13 protein-coding genes are annotated in these 16,593 nt (G+C 68.2%); 10 read left to right on the top strand and 3 right to left on the bottom strand.

What is annotated here, in order from left to right:
* The first annotated feature begins 174 nt into the window (after positions 1–174).
* The 9 genes from peaA to METFAM1_RS0112385 are packed head-to-tail and all read left to right on the top strand — an operon-like array spanning position 175 to position 11,405.
* A complete protein-coding gene (gene peaA, locus METFAM1_RS0112425) occupies positions 175–1,788 on the top strand; it encodes a quinohemoprotein amine dehydrogenase subunit alpha (protein WP_019915610.1) in 1,614 nt (537 codons plus the stop codon).
* A 27-nt stretch (positions 1,789–1,815) separates the two neighbouring features.
* The gene (gene peaB / locus METFAM1_RS0112420; RefSeq protein WP_019915609.1) at positions 1,816–3,258 is read left to right on the top strand and encodes a quinohemoprotein amine dehydrogenase maturation protein; all 1,443 of its coding nucleotides are present in this window, start codon (positions 1,816–1,818) and stop codon (positions 3,256–3,258) included.
* Positions 3,255–3,575: a quinohemoprotein amine dehydrogenase subunit gamma gene (gene qhpC, locus METFAM1_RS0112415; protein WP_019915608.1), complete on the top strand. Its 321-nt coding sequence runs from the start codon at positions 3,255–3,257 to the stop codon at positions 3,573–3,575. Before peaB ends, qhpC begins: the two co-directional genes overlap by 4 nt.
* A 31-nt stretch (positions 3,576–3,606) precedes the next feature.
* Complete coding sequence (gene peaD / locus METFAM1_RS0112410) at positions 3,607–4,716, top strand: quinohemoprotein amine dehydrogenase subunit beta (RefSeq protein WP_019915607.1); 1,110 nt, start codon at positions 3,607–3,609, stop codon at positions 4,714–4,716.
* Positions 4,717–4,721: 5 nt separating this feature from the next.
* Entirely contained in the window at positions 4,722–6,452 is a 1,731-nt protein-coding gene (locus METFAM1_RS0112405) for an ABC transporter ATP-binding protein (protein WP_019915606.1), read from the top strand.
* Positions 6,449–7,099 (top strand): subtilisin-like serine protease QhpE, encoded by a 651-nt coding sequence (gene qhpE / locus METFAM1_RS0112400; protein ID WP_019915605.1) that lies wholly within the window; start codon positions 6,449–6,451, stop codon positions 7,097–7,099. Before METFAM1_RS0112405 ends, qhpE begins: the two co-directional genes overlap by 4 nt.
* The gene (gene ccsA / locus METFAM1_RS0112395) at positions 7,092–9,251 is read left to right on the top strand and encodes a cytochrome c biogenesis protein CcsA (RefSeq protein WP_019915604.1); all 2,160 of its coding nucleotides are present in this window, start codon (positions 7,092–7,094) and stop codon (positions 9,249–9,251) included. The genes qhpE and ccsA overlap by 8 nt, the downstream gene beginning before the upstream one ends.
* Positions 9,248–10,585: a flavin-dependent monooxygenase QhpG gene (gene qhpG, locus METFAM1_RS0112390; protein ID WP_019915603.1), complete on the top strand. Its 1,338-nt coding sequence runs from the start codon at positions 9,248–9,250 to the stop codon at positions 10,583–10,585. The genes ccsA and qhpG overlap by 4 nt, the downstream gene beginning before the upstream one ends.
* 52 nt (positions 10,586–10,637) lie before the next feature.
* On the top strand, positions 10,638–11,405 hold the full coding sequence (locus tag METFAM1_RS0112385; RefSeq protein ID WP_019915602.1) for a TorF family putative porin: 768 nt from the start codon (positions 10,638–10,640) through the stop codon (positions 11,403–11,405).
* 79 nt (positions 11,406–11,484) lie between these two features.
* Here METFAM1_RS0112385 and narL read toward each other — a convergent pair whose 3' ends face one another.
* On the bottom strand, positions 11,485–12,132 hold the full coding sequence (narL, locus tag METFAM1_RS0112380; RefSeq protein WP_019915601.1) for a two-component system response regulator NarL: 648 nt from the start codon (positions 12,130–12,132) through the stop codon (positions 11,485–11,487).
* Entirely contained in the window at positions 12,129–13,733 is a 1,605-nt protein-coding gene (locus METFAM1_RS0112375; protein ID WP_027490915.1) for an ATP-binding protein, read from the bottom strand. Before METFAM1_RS0112375 ends, narL begins: the two co-directional genes overlap by 4 nt.
* On the opposite strand from METFAM1_RS0112375, the gene METFAM1_RS0112370 reads away from it, so the two are divergent.
* A complete protein-coding gene (locus METFAM1_RS0112370; protein WP_019915598.1) occupies positions 13,732–15,597 on the top strand; it encodes a sensor domain-containing diguanylate cyclase in 1,866 nt (621 codons plus the stop codon). The two genes, METFAM1_RS0112375 and METFAM1_RS0112370, sit on opposite strands and share 2 nt — an antisense overlap.
* 24 nt (positions 15,598–15,621) lie before the next feature.
* Here the strand turns inward: METFAM1_RS0112370 and METFAM1_RS0112365 are convergent, their stop codons facing one another.
* Positions 15,622–16,509: a DUF4394 domain-containing protein gene (locus METFAM1_RS0112365; RefSeq protein ID WP_024300671.1), complete on the bottom strand. Its 888-nt coding sequence runs from the start codon at positions 16,507–16,509 to the stop codon at positions 15,622–15,624.
* Positions 16,510–16,593: the final 84 nt, after the last annotated feature.

Here is a 16,593-nt window from a genome sequence, read left to right as displayed (position 1 = left end):
AACGGGCCGATTCTTGATAGTGCGAACGGAACCTCTGGCCGGTTCGCGATAACGCCCGCGCAGACCCCACTCCTATAGTCGATCAACGGCCGGCGAGCTCCGCCTGCGCCGTGATCCACAGACGCCGCATCGCCACCGGGCGGCATTCATGGCCAACAACTCAAGAGGTACTCGATGCACAGAACAGTACTCAACAGGAGGTCGCAGCGAGCGCTCGCGCTTGCCACCGGCCTGCTCACCCAGCTTTGCGTCGCTGGCGCCTACGCGGCCGCCCCGGCGGGCGAGGCGCTGGTCAATACCAAGTGCGCGTCCTGTCACTCCGCCAAGGGCGACGGCAAGTGGGACCGCATCAGCGAAAGCCGCCGCACGCCCGAAGGCTGGGACATGACGGTCGCCCGCATGACCTTCGCGCACGGCGTCAAGCTGAGCCACGACGAGCGCGGCGCCATCGTCAAATACCTGTCGGACGCCTACGGCCTGTCGCCGGACGAGTCGGCGGCGCACCGCTACATCGTCGACCGCACGCCCAGCGTGGTCGAGCACCCGGAGAACAAGCTGATCGGCGACACCTGCGCGCGCTGCCACTCCTACGGCCGCATCGCGGTACAGCGTCGCACCGAGGCGGACTGGCGCAAGCTGGTGCACTTCCATGTCGGTCAGTTTCCGGCGATCGAGATCCAGGCTGGCGGTCGCGACCGCAACTGGTTCGACATCGCCACCGGCGAGGCCGCGGTCGAACTGGGCAAGGTGTACGGCTTCGAGTCCGACAGCTGGAACACGTGGAAGGCGCAGAAGCCGGCCGACGCGAGCGGCAGCTGGCGCCTGGTCGGCCACAAGCCGGGAACTGGTGCCTACGAAGGTACGGCCACGGTAAAGCGCACCGGCAACGACGCCTATTCGGTCAGCATGACCGTGCGCTACGAGAACGGCACGAGCGAACAGCTGACCGGATCGGCACTCGTCTACACCGGTCACGAATGGCGCGCGACGCTGAAGAGCGGCGAGCGCGAAATCAACCAGGTCATGACGCTGGCCGACGGGGGGCGTTCGCTGTCGGGTCGCTGGTTCGAGTCCGGTTACGACGCGATCGGCGGCACGCTGCGCGCCGTGCGCGCCGACGGCGCCACGCCGATGGTGCTGTCGGTGCAGCCGGCCGCGCTGAAGGCGGGTACCCGCGGCCGCCTCGTCATCAACGGCGTCGGTCTCGACGGCGACGTGAGCCTGGGCAATGGCGTGAAGGTGGTGTCGGTAGCCGAGCGCAGCGCCGAGCGCGTGGTGGTCGAGGTCGAGTCGGCGAAGGACGCGGTGACCGGACCGCGCGAGGTGAAGGTGGGTAACGCACGCAGCGGCGACGCGCTCAAGGTCTATCAGCGCATCGACTACGTGAAGATCACGCCCGACCACCCGATGGCCCGTGTCGGCGGCAACGGCGGCTCGATGAACAAGGTGCCGGCCCAGCTGGAAGCGCTGGCCTACACGGTGGGCGCCGACGGCAAGCAGGGTACGGCCGACGACGTGCAGCTCGGTGCAATGCCCGCGACCTGGTCCTTCGACAACCTGAACAAGGTGGCGGCGGAAATGAAGGACGCGAAGTTCGCCGGCCGCATCGACCAGACCGGCCTGTTCATGACCAATGACGCCGGCCCCAACCCGCAGCGCAAGTACCGAACCAATAACGCGGGCGAGCTGAAGGTGACCGCCGCGGTCAAGGACGGCACGCGCACGGTCAAGGCCACGGCGCCGCTGATCGTCACCGTGCAGCGCTTCAACGATCCCCCGATCCGCTGAGCGCGGGCCGTCACCGGAACAGCCACCATGTCCGAAGCCAACCTGCTTTACGTCGATACGCACGCCTTCCACGACGTGGATGTGAAGGGCCGGCGCGTGCTGCTGCACGTGCCGAGCACCGGCATCTTCGATCTCGACGGCGTGACCACCGAGGTGCTCGATTTCGTGCGGCCGAAGGCGACCGTCAGTTTCGAGGAGCTGCTGCAGCGCTTCTCGGGCAGCGGCTCGCCGACGCTGATCGCCGACGCGATCGAGGACCTGAAGTCGCTGGGCGTGCTGCGCGGCGACCCCGCCGTGGCCGACCGCGGCGCCGGGATCAGCGTGACCGAGTTTCCGCTCAGCACCATCGTGCTGAACGTGAACACCGGCTGCAACCTGAGCTGTACCTACTGCTACAAGGAAGACCTGACGACGCCGTCCAAGGGCGAGAAGCTCGACTTCGACAAGGCGAAGAAGAGCATCGAGCTGCTGCTGAAGGAAGGGGCGAAGCGCGACCGCGTCAACGTGGTGTTCTTCGGCGGCGAGCCGCTGTCGAACATGCGGCTGATCAAGGCGGTCACCGCCTACGCGGAAGAGCGTTGCCGCGAGGAGGGCAAGCAGGTCGACTTCTCGCTGACCACCAACGCCACGCTGCTCACCGAAGAGATCGCCGACTGGTTCAACGAACACGCCTTCGGCATCTCGATCAGCATGGATGGCCCGCAGGCGGTGCACGACCTGCGCCGCAAGACGATAGGCGGCAAGGGCACCTACGAGGTGGTGGCGAAGAAGGCGCGCATGCTGCTTTCGCGCTACACCTCGCGGGCGGTCGGTGCGCGGGTCACGCTGACCGCAGGCTATTCCGACGTGGCGGCCATCCACCATCACCTGAAAGACGACATCGGCTTCGCCGAAGTGGGCTTCGCGCCGGTCACCAGCAATCCGATCACCACCTTCAACCTGGTCGGTGACGAGTTGCGCGCGGTGTTCGACGCGATGAAAACGCTGGGCCGCGAGTACGTCGAGGCGGCAGTCGAGGGCCGCAACATCGGCTTCTCGAACATGCACCAGATGCTGTCCGACCTGTACGAGGGCCGTCGCAAGGCGCTGCCCTGCGGCGCCGGCATCGGGCTGCTGGCGGTCGATCACAAGGGCGAACTGAATCTCTGCCACCGCTTCACCGGCTCCGAGCTGCCGACCTTCGGCAACGTCGATACCGGCATCGCGAAAGCGGAGCTGGGCGCCTTCCTCGAAGGCGCGCTTGACCGCTCGGAGCGCGGCTGCTCGACCTGCCGCATCCGCAACCTGTGTTCCGGCGGCTGTTACCACGAGTCCTACGCCAACTTCAGCGACCCGCATTCGCCGGTCTATCACTACTGCGAACTGCTCAGGGAGTGGGTCGATTTCGGCATCGAGGCCTACCTCGAAATCCTCGAAAAGAACCCCGCCTTCCTCCACAAGCACGTCGCGAACAGGAGCTCTGAACTATGAACCGCTTGAAACCGCTGAACCGCAAGGCCCACCAGATCGAAGCCGCCCCGAACGACGAGGCGGTCGAGAAGGTGGTTGCGATGACCGCCGCCGTCGCCGGCTGCGCCACCACCTTCGATCCGGGCTGGGAACTGGATCCCTTCCTCGGCGTGGCCGGCCTGTGTCAGCCGATGGAAGCCGACCTGTACGGCTGTTCCGACCCTTGCTGGTGGCCGGCCCAGGTGCCGGACACGCTGCACAACTACCCGGACTGGAACACCGGCAAGGACGACGCTGCACGCGACTGGAAGGCGCTGCAGAGCGTGTTCCCGAAGTAAGCCCGCGAACGTACAAGAGGAACTGCTGACCATGAAGATCAAGACCACGGCGGCCGCACTGGCCGCCAGCTCCGGCGTCGCCCTGTTCGGCGCCCTCCCGACCGCCGCCCTCGCGGCCAAGGACTATCTGGTGACCGCCGCACGCCCCAACCTCGTGTTCGTGATGGACGCGAAGGAACGCAAGGTGGTGAAGACGCACACCATCCCGAACACCTCGATGGGCAACAGCCCGATCACGCTGGTGCATTCGCGTGACGGCAAGACCGCCTACGTCATCCACAACCGCTGGGAAACCGTGTCCGGCATCGACCTGGACAGCGGCAAGGAGGTGTTCCGCGCCGAACTGTCCGGCGGCGACATCCGTGGCAAATCGCCCTTCCCGATGGACCTGAGCCCGGACGGCAAGGAACTGGCCGTCTATGTGAACCCGACCCAGCTGCTGCCGGGCGAGTACAAGGTACTCGATCCCTACATCGCGATTTACCGCACCGACGCCGGCACCGACGCCGAGCCGGTACGCAAGCTCAAGGTGCCGCGCCGGGTGTCGACGCTGGCCTGGTCGGCCAAGGGCGACACGCTGTACGCCTTCAGCTGGGACATGCTCAAGCTCGACCCGCAGACGGGTGCAGTCAAGGGCAAGCACCCGTGGCGCAGCTGGAAGAACGGCGAACAGGGCGAGCCGGACACGCTGGCGATCTGGCCGCAGTGGGAACAGACCAATGTGTTCGCCACGCCTTACTACGTCGCTTACGCGAACAAGCCGGAAGGCGATCCGTCTGCTCTGCGCGCCGGCATCTGGACGCTGGACCTCGAAAAGGACACGGTGAAGTTCAAGGAATTCGAGAACGCCGGCGTCGTGCTGTTCTCCAGCGTGGTGAACCCGGTGCGCCGCGACGAAACCTATACCGTCTATACCCAGCTCACGAAGGTGAACACGAAGACCGGCAAGATGGACCGCGTCGATCTCGACCACACCTACTACAACGTGAATGTGTCGAGCGACGGCAAGGAGCTGTACATCGGCGGCACCCAGGGCGACATCGCGGTGTATGACAGCGCCACCTTGAAGCGCATCGGCAACATCCGCACGCCGGGCGGTGGCGATCAGGTGCTCACCTCGCTGCGCATCTTCCAGCGCTGAGCGGCATGAGGGCAGAAGCACTCCATGCGCCCGCAGGCAGCGCCGCGCCGGTCGCGGCGCTGCCTGCGGGGCAGGGCGGCCGTCGTCTCGGCGCGCTCTACCGCTGGGCCGGCGACTTCATCCGGCCGGAGTGGCCGGCGCTGGCGGCCGTGCTTCTGCTGTCGCTGCTCGCCGTGCTGGCCGGCCTGGCCCAGCCTCTGCTGACCAAGGCGCTGATTGACGACGGCATCCTCGCGCACGATCGCGCGGCGGTGCTGGCGAGCGGCGGCTGGATGGTCGGGCTGGCACTGTCCGCGCTGGCGGTCGGCTTCGCCTGCCGCCGCATTCACGTGGCGGCGTCGGCGCGCATCCTCCATCGCATGCGCGAATCGCTGTTCGCGCATGTGCTGCGGCTGTCGCCGGCCTTTTTCGCGCGCATGCGGCAGGGCGACCTGCTGACGCGGCTGGAGGGCGACCTCGGCGAGGTGCAGCGCTTCGCCGTCGACGCCGTGCTGTCGGCGATCAATTCGGTGCTCACGCTGATCGGCACCGTCGTGCTGCTCTGGATGCTCAGCCCCAAGCTGGCGCTCTTCCTCGCGCTGCTGATGGGGCTCAACAGCATCGTGCTGTCCTGGGTGCGACCGCGCATCGAGAAGCTGTCGCAGCAGTCGCGCGACGCCGGTGTCGAGGTGTCGAGCTTTCTGGTCGAGAAGGTCGGTGCGGTGCGTTGCATACAGACGCACGCCGCCGAGCGGCGCGAGCTGGAACGGCTCGCTGCCTTGCACGGCACGGTGCGCGAGCGCCTGCTGTCGCTGCAGCTGTTCGGCTATCTGGGCGGCGCTTTCCCCAACCTGCTGCTGTCGCTCGCTGTGATCGGCATCTTCGTCGGCGGCAGCCTGTCGATGCTGGCCGGCGAGCCGCTTACTCTGGGGACGCTGGTCGCCTTCGCCACCTGCGTGCAGCGCGCCAGCGCGCCGCTGCATGCGCTGATGGGGCTCTATCTGCAGTGGCAGCGCGTGAAGGTTGGCCTGAACCGTGTCGACGAACTGCGTTCGCTCGACGTGCCGGACGATGCGGCGCCGCTGCCGGCAGACGTTCTGCCGACCGGCGACCTGGTGGTGCGCGACCTCGCCTTCAGCTATCCGGGCGCGGCGCATCCGGCCTTCAGCGGCCTGAACCTGAGCATTCCCGCCGGCGCCCGCGTGTGGCTGCGTGGCGATTCAGGCAGCGGCAAATCCACCTTCACCGATCTGCTGCATCGCCACTTCGAACCGTCAGCTGGCTGGATGGCCATCGGCGGCGTGAATCTGCAGCTCATCGACCGCGCGACGCTGCGCCGGCACGTCGTCGTCGTGTCGCAGGAGGCGGTGCTGTTCACCGGCTCGCTGTTCGACAACATCCGCTACGGCCGGCCCGATGCGCGTCGCGACGAGGTCGAGCAGGCGGCGCAGGCGGCCGGCGTGAGCGACTTCCTGTCGCGTCTGCCCGGCGGGCTGGAGGCGACGGTCGGGCCGCGCGGCGCCTCGCTGTCCGGCGGCGAGCGGCAGCGGGTCGCCTTGGCGCGCGCGCTGCTGATGTCGCCAGCGGTACTGGTGATCGACGAGGGCACGTCCTCTCTCGACGGTGCGCTCGAACTGCGCACGCTGGCGGCGATCGACGCGCTGCTGCCGCAGGCGACGCGCGTCGTGGTCAGTCACCGCGATTTGTCGCAGCTCGCCTTCGACTGCGTCATCGATTTTCCGCAGGCCGCCGCATGACCGTCGTCGTTCGCGTGGGTCTGCTCGACAGTGCGCTGGACCGCGGCTTGAGCGACGCGGTGTATGCCACCTCCGGAGCCGCGCCACTGGACGCCGATGCGCGCGGCCACGGCAGCCAGATCGCGCGCTGCGTGCTTGCGCACGCGCCGCAGGCGCGGCTGGCGGTGGCACAGGTGTTCGACCGCAGCCGTGAAACCACGGTCGATGCGGTGCTCGACGGCTTCTACTGGCTGATCGGGGAGGGCGTTCAGTTGATCAACATGAGCTTCGGCATGCCCACCGCCAGCCCTCGGCTGGCGCAGGCCTGCCGCGACGCCGCCGACGCCGGCATCGCGCTGGTCGCATCGGCGCCTGCGCGCGGCGCGCCGGCGTACCCGGCCGCCTTCGCGCACTGCATCGCGGTCACCGGCGATGCGCGCTGCGCGCCGGGCGAGCTGTCGTGGCTGGCGACCGCTGCGGCCGACTTCGGCACGCACGCGCTGATCGAAGCCGGTCATCCGGAACGCGGCGGAGGTGCCAGCATCGCCACCGCGCGGATGAGCGGGCTGATCGCCGCGCTGCTTGCGCAGGGCGTTGTCCCGGGCGATCTGCGCGCGCGGCTGCAAAGCGCGGCAATCCATGTCGGACCGGAGCGTCGTCATGCGTGATCGCCTTTTGTGGGGCGTCGTGCCGCTGGCGGCGTTGGTCTGTACCGTGCTGCCGGCGCTTGGCGATGCGCTGCTCGCCGTCGCCGGCGCGGCCGCGCTGTGTGCCGGCGTGGCGAGCGCCCGCCGTGCCGCGCTGCTCCGCGCCGCAGCCGGCCTGTTGTGGGGCGCGCTGATCGCGCTCGCCGTGCTGCTGCTGGCCGACCGCTTCGACCTGCGCTATGTCTGGATCTACAGCGGAGCGGAGCTGCCGCTGCATCTGAAGCTGGCCAATCTGTGGGGTGGCGACGAAGGTACGACGCTGCTGCTGGCCGCCTTCCTCAGCACCTTGGCTGCACGCGGGGCGGCGCGGCGCAGCCAGCGCATCGACGTCGCGGCGCTGCTGGCGGCCTGGTATGCGCTGACCGCCGCCTGGCTCGGCCCGTTTGCGGCGACGCCGGTCGACTGGCTGCAGAGGTCGGCATCGCAGGGCATGAACGCGCACCTGATGAAGATCTGGATGCTGGTGCACGCGCCACTCATCCTCGCCGCCTATGCGTGGACACTGTCGCTCGCCGCACCCGCGCTGGCTGCGCTCGGCGGCCGGGAAACGCGCTGGCCGGGCGGCGCACTGACGCACGCGCGACGGGCCTGGGCACTGCTCACCGCCGGCATCGGCTTCGGCATGGTGTGGGCCTTCGAGGACGCGATGTACGGCCAGGTGTGGCACTGGGACCCGGTGCAGACCGCGGTGTTCGCCGTGTGGTGCCTGCTCGCCGCCCATCTGCACGGCGCCGGCGGCTGGCGGCCCGGGCGCACGATGTGGCGCTGGGTGCCTTTCGCCGCGCTGGCGGCGGCGGTGCTGACCGCGATCGCGATGGGTATCACGCGCAACGAGGTGCTCGCCAGTTCGCACCGCTACGTCGGCGCGTCGACCTGGGCGGCCCACATGACGCTGGCTGTCCTGCTGTCGCTGGCCGGACTGGCCGCGTGGCTGCACGGATTGCGCGCGGTGCGCCCGCTGCCGAATGCGAAACGCCTGAACCTCGCCGCCTGGGGCTTGCGCGCGACGCAGCTCATTTTCGTGTTCATCGGCCTGGCCGCATCGGCGCATCTCGCCTGGGCTTTCTACGCCAGCGCGCAAGGCCTGCCGCGGCCGGACGATCTGAAGCCCTTCTTCGAAACGCTGCGCAACTGGGCACGCGGTTCCGAACTGCCGGCGCTGCGCGCGGCCTTCGCGCAGTGGGACGTCGATGGCTACGGGCTGGCGCGTCTGCTGCTGTTGCCCATGGTCGTGACCGGGTTGATCGGCGGCTGGTTCTTCGCCCGCCGGCTGTCGGCGCGACTGGGCTGGATCACGCTGGCGGTCGCGACACTGGCCTGCGCCGCCATGTTCGAGCACGGCGGCCTGCTGGCCCGTCATTACGCCGGCAGCGGCGTGCTGTCGCAGCAGATCGCCGCCGTGCTGCCGCGCATCGACGCCGCCCTGATCGCTGGTGCCTATCTGGCGCTCGGCTGCGCCGCCTGGAGCGCACACGGCGCCTGGCGCAGCCGGCGTACCGCCGGCTACCTGCTGCCGCTCGGCCTGCTGCATCTCGGTGCGGTGGTCGCGCTGTGGGGCGGGTTGCTGGCGACGGCGCTGAATGGCTATTCGCAGCACCTGGTCGCTATCGACGGAGCGTGGCAGCGCGCGCATCAGGGCTATGCGGTGCGCGTCACCGGCCTCGACGTGGACCGCGCGCCAGACGGCGGTCGCACACAGGACAAGGGTAGCTTCCGCGCGCTGGCGCAGATCGAGATTTCGACGCCGGAGCACGGCGTGCTGCAGGGGCAGACGCTGTACCGCGACGCCCGCAGCGCGATCGCCGGCTACGCCGGGCCGGTGCGCCAGATCTGCGAAATCCTCGACTACCGCTATGCGCGTTACGCCGACCAGCCCGGCTATGTGCTGCATCCCTTCATCGACCGCGGCTGGGCGCGTGATCTGCAATTGTGGGTCGCCACCTCGTCTGCGGTGGCGGCGCTCGAAGGCGGGCCGCAGGCCGCTCAGGCCGTGGTGGTGCTGCGGGTGTTGCCCTTCGCGTCGCTGTTGTGGATCGGTCTGACGCTGACTTCGCTCGGCGCGCTGTGGCTCGCATTGCGCCCAATGCCGACACACAGGGAGGTGCAAGGATGAATCCGCTGCTCATACTCGGCGCCGGCCCGGCCGCCAGTCTGCTGGCGATCGCGCTGGCGCGACATGACATACCGGCGCAGATCATCGGGCGGCGACGCACGGCGCCGGCGGTGGAGGGGCTGTCGCAGCGTGTGGTCGAGGCGCTGAAGCTGCTCGGCTGTCACGAGGCGCTGGCCTTGCTCGGCCCGCGCTGGCATCGCGTGTCCAGCTGGAACGCGCAGGAGGTCGAGATGAACGGCGAGTTCGTTGTCGACCGCGTTGCCTTCGACGCGGCGCTGCTGCGCGACGTGAGAGCAGCAGGCGTCGACCTGCACGACGGTCTGGTGCGCGAACTGGAGCGTGGCGACGACGGCGGCTGGTGCGTGTGCTGGGAGGACGGCGAGGGCCGGCTGCAGCGCACCGAGGCCGCGCTGCTCGCCGAGTGCCGCGGCCATACGGCGCCGAAGATGGCGCCCGACCGCTGTGCCGGTCCGACGCTGGTGTCGCTGGGCCGCACCTTCGACGGCGCGCGGCCGCAGCCGCGCACGACCTTCATCGAATCCTTCCCGTCCGGCTGGGCCTGGGGCGGCGTCGATCCGCAGGGCCGTGCCCATATCCAGGTGGTCGTGCAGCCGGCCAGCGTGGCGACCGTCGGCGGTGACCTCGATCTGGCGCACGCGGCAGCGCTGGCGCAGCTCACGCGTCTGCCACGACGTTTCGGCATGCAGTTGAAGCCGGCGGGTACGACGCGGGCGCGTGGCATACAGGCGGCATTGCGCGGCGGCGTGGTCGGCGACGGCTATCTGCGCGTCGGCGATGCGGCCTACACCTGCGATCCGCTGTCCGGTCACGGCATGTTCGAAGCGGCCTCCGGTGCCATTGCCGCGGTGCCCGTCATCAACACGCTGCTGCGACGGCCGGCGCAGACGGCGGTGGCACAGCGCTATCTGCGCGAACGCATCGAGACGGTGTTCGCTTCGCGCGTCGAGGCGGCGCGGCGGCACTATGCCGCTGAGACGCACTGGTCGGACGAGCCCTTCTGGCGGCAGGTGACCCAGCCACCCGTTGCCTCGTCATTGGCGCGCGCCTCGGTCGCCGCGGCGGCGTTTGCGACGCGACCGGTGGTCGAGGACGGCTTCATCGTCGAGCGCCGTGTCGTCGTCAGTGCCGAGCATCCGCGCGGTGTGCGCTTCATCGATGGCATAGACCTTGGCCGGCTCGACGAACTGCTGCAGGCCGGCGCGCCGGCCGGGCCGAGCGACATCGGCCATCACCTGCACGCGCCGGCCGACGCAGTGGCGCGTGCGCTGCGCTGGCTGCAGGCGCAATCCCTCACTACTCGTGTCGGGCACTGACCCGGCGCTTCACCCACCGCAAGAGGAGCGTTTGAAGATGAAAAGAACACCAATGAAGGGGCTGCTGCCCGCAATGCTGGCAGGCCTGCTGCCGCTGTCGTCGTTTGCCGGAGAAGCGGCCGCACCGGCCTATACGGTCAGCGCGAACGTAGGCCTGTTCTCGCAGTACATTTTCCGCGGCATCAGCTACACGCAGGAGAAGCCGGCGGTGCAGGGCGGTTTCGACCTCGCGCATTCGAGTGGCGCCTACCTGGGCATCTGGGGCACCAATGTGAGCGACCTGGCACTGTCGAACGCTACCGGCGAGATCGACGTGTACGGTGGCTTCGCCAAGACCATCGATGACTGGACCTTCGACGTCGGCTTCCTGCAGTTCATCTTCCCGGGCGGCAAGCTCGATCTGGCAGGTGGGGGCACCGAAACCCTGAACACGCTGGAACTGAACGCGGCGGTGACGTGGAAGTTCATCCAGCTGAAGTACTCGTACGCGGTGACCGACTACTTCGGTTTCAGCAAGAAGTCCTTCGGTGCGGATTCGGACGGGTCGGACTACATCGAGCTGAACGCGAACTACGAGTTCATGCCGTCGTGGATCGCCAACGTTCACGTCGGTCACCAGAAGGTGAAGAACTACGACGACTACGACTTCACCGACTGGAAGGTGGGCGTGACGAAGAACTTCGAAGGGGGCTGGCAGGCGGCAGTGGCGTATGTCGACACCAATGCCGACAAGAACTTCTACACGATCTGCGACAACGGCATCCGCTGCAAGGACACCGGCGACAGCAAGTGGCTGCTCTACGTGAAGCGCACGTTCTGAATGACCTCGTTGGTGCCTTGCAGGCACCGTTGTACAGCGCGCAGCATTCAGCTTACCGGACGGCTGCGCGCTGTCTTTTTCAGCCCGCCATCATCTGCCTGAACTGCGGGTTCTGCAGCGCCCACACCGCCGCTTCGAGCCGGCTCTTCATGTTCAGCTTGCGCAGCAGATGCTTGATGTGCACCTTCACGGTGGCATCCGAGATGCCCAGTTCGCGGGCGATTTCCTTGTTGCTGCGGCCGTCGGCCAGCAGGCTCAGGATTTCCCGCTCGCGTTCGGTCAGGTCGCTGTGCGAGGCGGCCGGCGGTGCGTTCAGCGCGTGCGCCAGCAGGCCGGCGACGCTGGCGTCGAGCACGACATTTCCGCCGACCGACTGCTTGATGCGGGCGCACAGTTCTTCCGGTTCCATGTCCTTCAGCAGATAGCCGTCGGCACCCGCCTTCATCGCGTCGAGCACGTCGCGCTCGTCGTCGGACACGGTGAGCATGACGCAGCGCGCACGCACGCCGGAGGCCTTGAGCTGGCGCAGCGTTTCGATGCCGTTCATCGACTTCATGTTGAGGTCGATCAGGATGAGGTCGGGGTCGAGTTCGGCGGCCAGCGCGATGCCGCTGGCGCCGTCGCTGACTTCGCCCGCCAGTTCGAGTTCGTCGTCGGCGCGCACCAGCTGGGCCACGCCCTTGCGGAACAGTGGATGGTCGTCGATCAGCAGGATGCGGATGCTCATGCGGTACTTTCGTCTAGTTGGCCGACCGGCAGTTTCTGCGGCGCGAAGGTGAGCTGCACGCGCGTGCCGCCGCCGGGGCGATGCACGACCGACACTTCGCCGCCGAGAGAGCGAGCGCGTTCGCGCATGATGCTCAGGCCGTAGTGGTTGCTTTCGGCGTACGGGTTGGTGAGGCCGCGACCGTCGTCGTCGACGATCACGTTCAGCAGGTGTTCGGGGCCATAGTGCATGCTCACCCACACATGATAGGCGCGCGCGTGGCGCACGGTGTTCGACAGTGCTTCGCGGATCACCTGCATCACGTGGAATTCCTCGTTCACTTCGAGGTGGCAGCGGCCGAGGTCGTGCACGAAGCTGATGTCCAGACCGCTGCGCTGGGCGAAATCGTCGACCGCGTCCTGCACCGTCGACAGCAGACCGCCGGGGCCCATGCGCACGCGGAAGGCGGCGATCAGCTCACGCACTTCGCGGTAGGCGGCGGACAGCCCCTCGCGCAGTTCGCGCGCCGCCTGGGCGACGTCGGTCGGATGCTTCTCGCGGTCCAGTCCGCGCTGCAGCCGCGCCACCTGGATCTTCATATAGGCCAGCGACTGCGCCAGCGAGTCGTGCAGTTCGCCGGCAATGGCGCTGCGCTCCTCCATCAGCGCCACCCGTCTTTCCTCCTGGCTGCGGCTGATGCTGGAAATGGCCAGCGCGGCGAGGTGGGCGAAACTTTCGGCGAGATTGACCTGCGGGTCGTCGACGCGCGCGACTTCGGGAAATTCGATCACCAGCGTGCCGACGGATACGTCGCCGCGACACACCGGCACCACCAGCGAATGCGCGGTGCAGTCGCCCGAAGGCGGCACCACGCGCGCGCTGACTTCACGCGCGCTCTGTTCGGCGCCGAGCTGGCGCACGATGGCCGGCTCGCCGCGGGTGCACAGCAGCGGTCCGGTGCCCAGCGCCTTGTGCGCCGGCGTGTTCAGGCAGAGTGCCGCGGTCTGTGCGCCGAGCGAGGTTTCGAGCAGGGCGAGGCCATTGCGCAGACTGAACTCCGATACGTCGCCGTCGGTGAACATGCGCGCCACCTGGTGCAGCGTCTGCAGCGCCTGGCTCTTGCGGCGCAGCTGTTCTCCGCTGACCTGCTGGCGCCAGCGGCCTTCGGCCTCGAAGCCCGCCTGGCGCGCCGTCAGTTCCGCCAGACTGTCGACCAGCCGTTCGACTTCGTCGCGACCGCGGGCACGAGCGCTGTCCGGCATCAGCGACAGCGCCGATTCGGTCCGGCGCACCAGCACGCGGTGTGCGCGTTGCGCGATCAGCAGGGCGCCGGCGACGATGACGGCGAAGCACAGCCCCTGCAACAGCAGCATCACGGCAACGCGTTCGAGCAGCGTGCGTTCGACCCCGGCAAAAGCCGTGCAAACTGCCGAGTCGACGCCGTCCGTCCGTTGCGCACAGAGGTCGACCAGCGTGCCGAACACCTGCTCGAACTGACGCTCGATCTCGACGCTGCCCCAGATGCTGAGCACGGCGGCGACCGCACAGCCCGCCAGAGTGGCGACCAATCCGGTATATAAGGGATAGCGCCCGCTGGGGCCGAAGAAAGAACGGATCACCATGACTTTGTACGTGTTTTCAGCCTGGATACTGGCGCTGCTGTTCGCTGCAGTGGTCGGTTCGTGGTACGGCTCCGCGACGGCGTACGCGCTGCCGGGTGCCGTCGTGCTGAGCGGGCTGGCCATGCTCGGCCTGGCGCGCCGTCTGCCCTGGTACGTCGGTCGCCCGCATCCGCCCGAGGCCAGCGCGCAGCAGATGGAGTGGGCGGGTCAACTGTGCCACAACATTTCGTCGCCCTCGGTCACGATTCAGGGGCAGCAGATCACTTTTGCGAACCAGGCCTTTCTCGCGCTGCTGAACTACCGCGGGCGCGGCGATCAGGTGGTCGGCCTGCCCTTCACCAACCTGCTGCACCCGGTCGATCACGCGCGCTTCGCGACGCTGATGGCGATCGCCGGCGGCGAAGACGCGTCGGACGCCGAGGGCGTGCTGCGGCTGGTGCGCTCCGACGGTGGCGCGATCAAGATGCACGCCAGCATTTCGCCGCTGTCTTCTGTGCCCGGCAGCCTGCTCATCCAGTTCAGCCCGGATGCGGCGACCGCACCCGTGCGCGACGGCGTCGAGAACTCGATGTCGCTGGTGCTCGACCAGCTCGATCTGGTGCTGTTCAAGACCGACGCCGAGGGGCGCATCGCCTACGTGAACCGTGCGTGGGAACGGCTCACCGGCCGCAGCATGGCGGACAGCCGTGGCCGGCTGCTGTCTGTGGCCATCCACCCGGAGGACCGCGACGCGGTGGACCGCGGCATGCTGTCGGTCGCCGGTGGGCAGCTCGATCACCTGAATACCGAAGTGCGCATGGTGAATGGCAGCGGCACCGTGTTCTGGGTCATGTTGCGCGCGCAGACCTGCACACTGCCCGACGGCGATCTGCTCGGCGTCGTCGGCACCATGACCGAAGTGACGCGGCGCCGGCGCGGCGAAGACCTCGGTTCCAGCCGGCGCTATCTGAACACGCTGCTCGCCAACGTGCCGGGCATGGTGTATCGCGGTCGCAACGACCCGGACTGGACGATGGAATTCGTCAGCGACGGCAGCGTGGACCTGATCGGCTACGAGCCGTGGGAACTGGTGGACAATCACCGCATTGCCTTCGGCAGCCTGGTGCACCCGGAGGACCGCGAATTCCTGTGGGCACAGGTGCAGGCCAATCTGGCGCAGCACAAGCCTTACCAGATTTCGTACCGCATCGCCGACGTCAGCGGCAACTACATCTGGGTGTGGGAGCAGGGCCGCGGCGTGTTTTCGTCGCAGGGCGAGCTGCTGGCGATCGAGGGCTTCATCACCGACGTCAGCGAGCGTCGCGGTGCGGAAGAGAAGGCGCGCCGGCGCATGTGGTTCGAGGCGCGCACCGGCATGACCAGCCGCGCCATCTTCGACGCGCTGCTGGCGTGGACGCTGCATCAGTCGCAGGTGAACGAGCTTCCGTTCGCGCTGCTGTGGGTGGACGCCAGCGGCCTGGCCGAGCCGGTGATGAGCAGCAGCGCCGAGGCGGCCGAACAGATACTGGCCACGGTGGCGCGCCGCTTCCGGCCGGTGAATTACCCGGGGGCGGCGATTACCTATCTCGACAATTACCAGTTCGCCGTGCTGCTGACTGATTTCCGCGCCGGTGAGGCGGCGCGTGCGCTGTCCGGCTCGAACGAGGTGATACCGGCCGTGTCGCAGCTGGCCAGCCGGCTGGTGCAGGAGCTGTCGGCGCCGCTGAACGTCGGCGGGCGCGACATTTCGGTGCCGGTGGCGGTCGGCATCGCCATCGCCGACGCCCGCTACATCGGCGCCGAATCGATGTTCGCGGCGGCCCGTCGTGCGGCGACCCAGGCGGCCGAGCTGGGGCCCGGCCATTGCGAGTTCGCCGACGAATGAGCGCCGCCGGGTGACCTGACCGCGTCAGGGTTCGATCGCGATGCCGCGCAGCGCTTCGCCGTTGCCCACCTTGCCGATGCGCGTCGCCTTGCCGGTCTTCAGGTCGATTTCGTAGAACTGGGCGGCGGCCTCCTTGGCCGTGCCAAGTACCGCGAAGGCGGCGTTGTTCAGATCGGCGATGTCGAAGTGGGCGTCGGTGACACCGGCGACGCCGAGCGAACCCACGGTGTAGAGCTTGCCCAGATTGGGCGACACGACGGGCTGTTCGCCCTCGACCGAACCCTGACGCACCAGTGCGCCGGTGGCGGCGTCGATCGCGTAGTTGGTGGTGAGCTTCTCGTTGTCCTTGTTGTAGGTGTAGCCGGCAGCGACCACCCGTGGCGCCACCTTTTCGTTCGCGTCGCCAGCGGCGTAGTGCAGCGTGCCGTCCGCCTGCAGGCCCGGCGTATCGGGCGAGGCGTCGACCAGCGCGCCGGTGTCCGGGTGGGCGCGCAGGTTCTGCCGCGTGTCGGACACGATGCGGATGCGGTCGGCCGCCGGGTTGAAGTCGAAGCCGAACTGGCCGCCGTTCAGCGGCTGCGAAAATTTCTCGTTGCCCACCGGCGTCAGTTGCCCGCTCGCGGTATCGACCCGGAACACGCGACCGCTGCTGCCGAGCGCATACAGCTCGCCGCGGGCGACCCGGTAATCGATGCCGAGCACCGTTTCGCCCGCTGCCAGACCCTTCAGTGCGACGTCGGACAGCAGCCGGCCGGGCTGCCCGGCGTTGAAGCTGACCAGATGGTGCGACTGCGTGACCGCGCGGACGATTTCCTTGCGCGGCGTGCCGCCGGCGTCGGACAGACCGGCGCAGCCGGTGGCGAGCAGGGTGACGCCGATCACTGCAGCGGGAAAAGCGAAAGCATGTTTCATCGTGAGGATCCGTATGTCGTCGTTCGATTGCGCGGCGCCGCGGCGGTGCGATCCGCATGGTTACCGACCTGATCACGGCTGCAC

The organism is Methyloversatilis discipulorum, assembly GCF_000527135.1.
GTDB classification, from domain to species: domain Bacteria; phylum Pseudomonadota; class Gammaproteobacteria; order Burkholderiales; family Rhodocyclaceae; genus Methyloversatilis; species Methyloversatilis discipulorum.
This window is presented reverse-complemented; position numbering and strand designations above follow the sequence as displayed.

What these genes read in the sequence shown, in the direction of transcription:
- peaA (WP_019915610.1), top strand. Translation starts at nt 175, where the DNA reads ATGCACAGAACAGTACTCAACAGGAGGTCGCAGCGAGCGCTCGCGCTT.
- peaB (WP_019915609.1), top strand. Translation starts at nt 1,816, where the DNA reads ATGTCCGAAGCCAACCTGCTTTACGTCGATACGCACGCCTTCCACGAC.
- qhpC (WP_019915608.1), top strand. Translation starts at nt 3,255, where the DNA reads ATGAACCGCTTGAAACCGCTGAACCGCAAGGCCCACCAGATCGAAGCC.
- peaD (WP_019915607.1), top strand. Translation starts at nt 3,607, where the DNA reads ATGAAGATCAAGACCACGGCGGCCGCACTGGCCGCCAGCTCCGGCGTC.
- METFAM1_RS0112405 (WP_019915606.1), top strand. Translation starts at nt 4,722, where the DNA reads ATGAGGGCAGAAGCACTCCATGCGCCCGCAGGCAGCGCCGCGCCGGTC.
- qhpE (WP_019915605.1), top strand. Translation starts at nt 6,449, where the DNA reads ATGACCGTCGTCGTTCGCGTGGGTCTGCTCGACAGTGCGCTGGACCGC.
- ccsA (WP_019915604.1), top strand. Translation starts at nt 7,092, where the DNA reads ATGCGTGATCGCCTTTTGTGGGGCGTCGTGCCGCTGGCGGCGTTGGTC.
- qhpG (WP_019915603.1), top strand. Translation starts at nt 9,248, where the DNA reads ATGAATCCGCTGCTCATACTCGGCGCCGGCCCGGCCGCCAGTCTGCTG.
- METFAM1_RS0112385 (WP_019915602.1), top strand. Translation starts at nt 10,638, where the DNA reads ATGAAGGGGCTGCTGCCCGCAATGCTGGCAGGCCTGCTGCCGCTGTCG.
- narL (WP_019915601.1), bottom strand. Translation starts at nt 12,132, where the DNA reads ATGAGCATCCGCATCCTGCTGATCGACGACCATCCACTGTTCCGCAAG.
- METFAM1_RS0112370 (WP_019915598.1), top strand. Translation starts at nt 13,732, where the DNA reads ATGACTTTGTACGTGTTTTCAGCCTGGATACTGGCGCTGCTGTTCGCT.
- METFAM1_RS0112375 (WP_027490915.1), bottom strand. Translation starts at nt 13,733, where the DNA reads ATGGTGATCCGTTCTTTCTTCGGCCCCAGCGGGCGCTATCCCTTATAT.
- METFAM1_RS0112365 (WP_024300671.1), bottom strand. Translation starts at nt 16,509, where the DNA reads ATGAAACATGCTTTCGCTTTTCCCGCTGCAGTGATCGGCGTCACCCTG.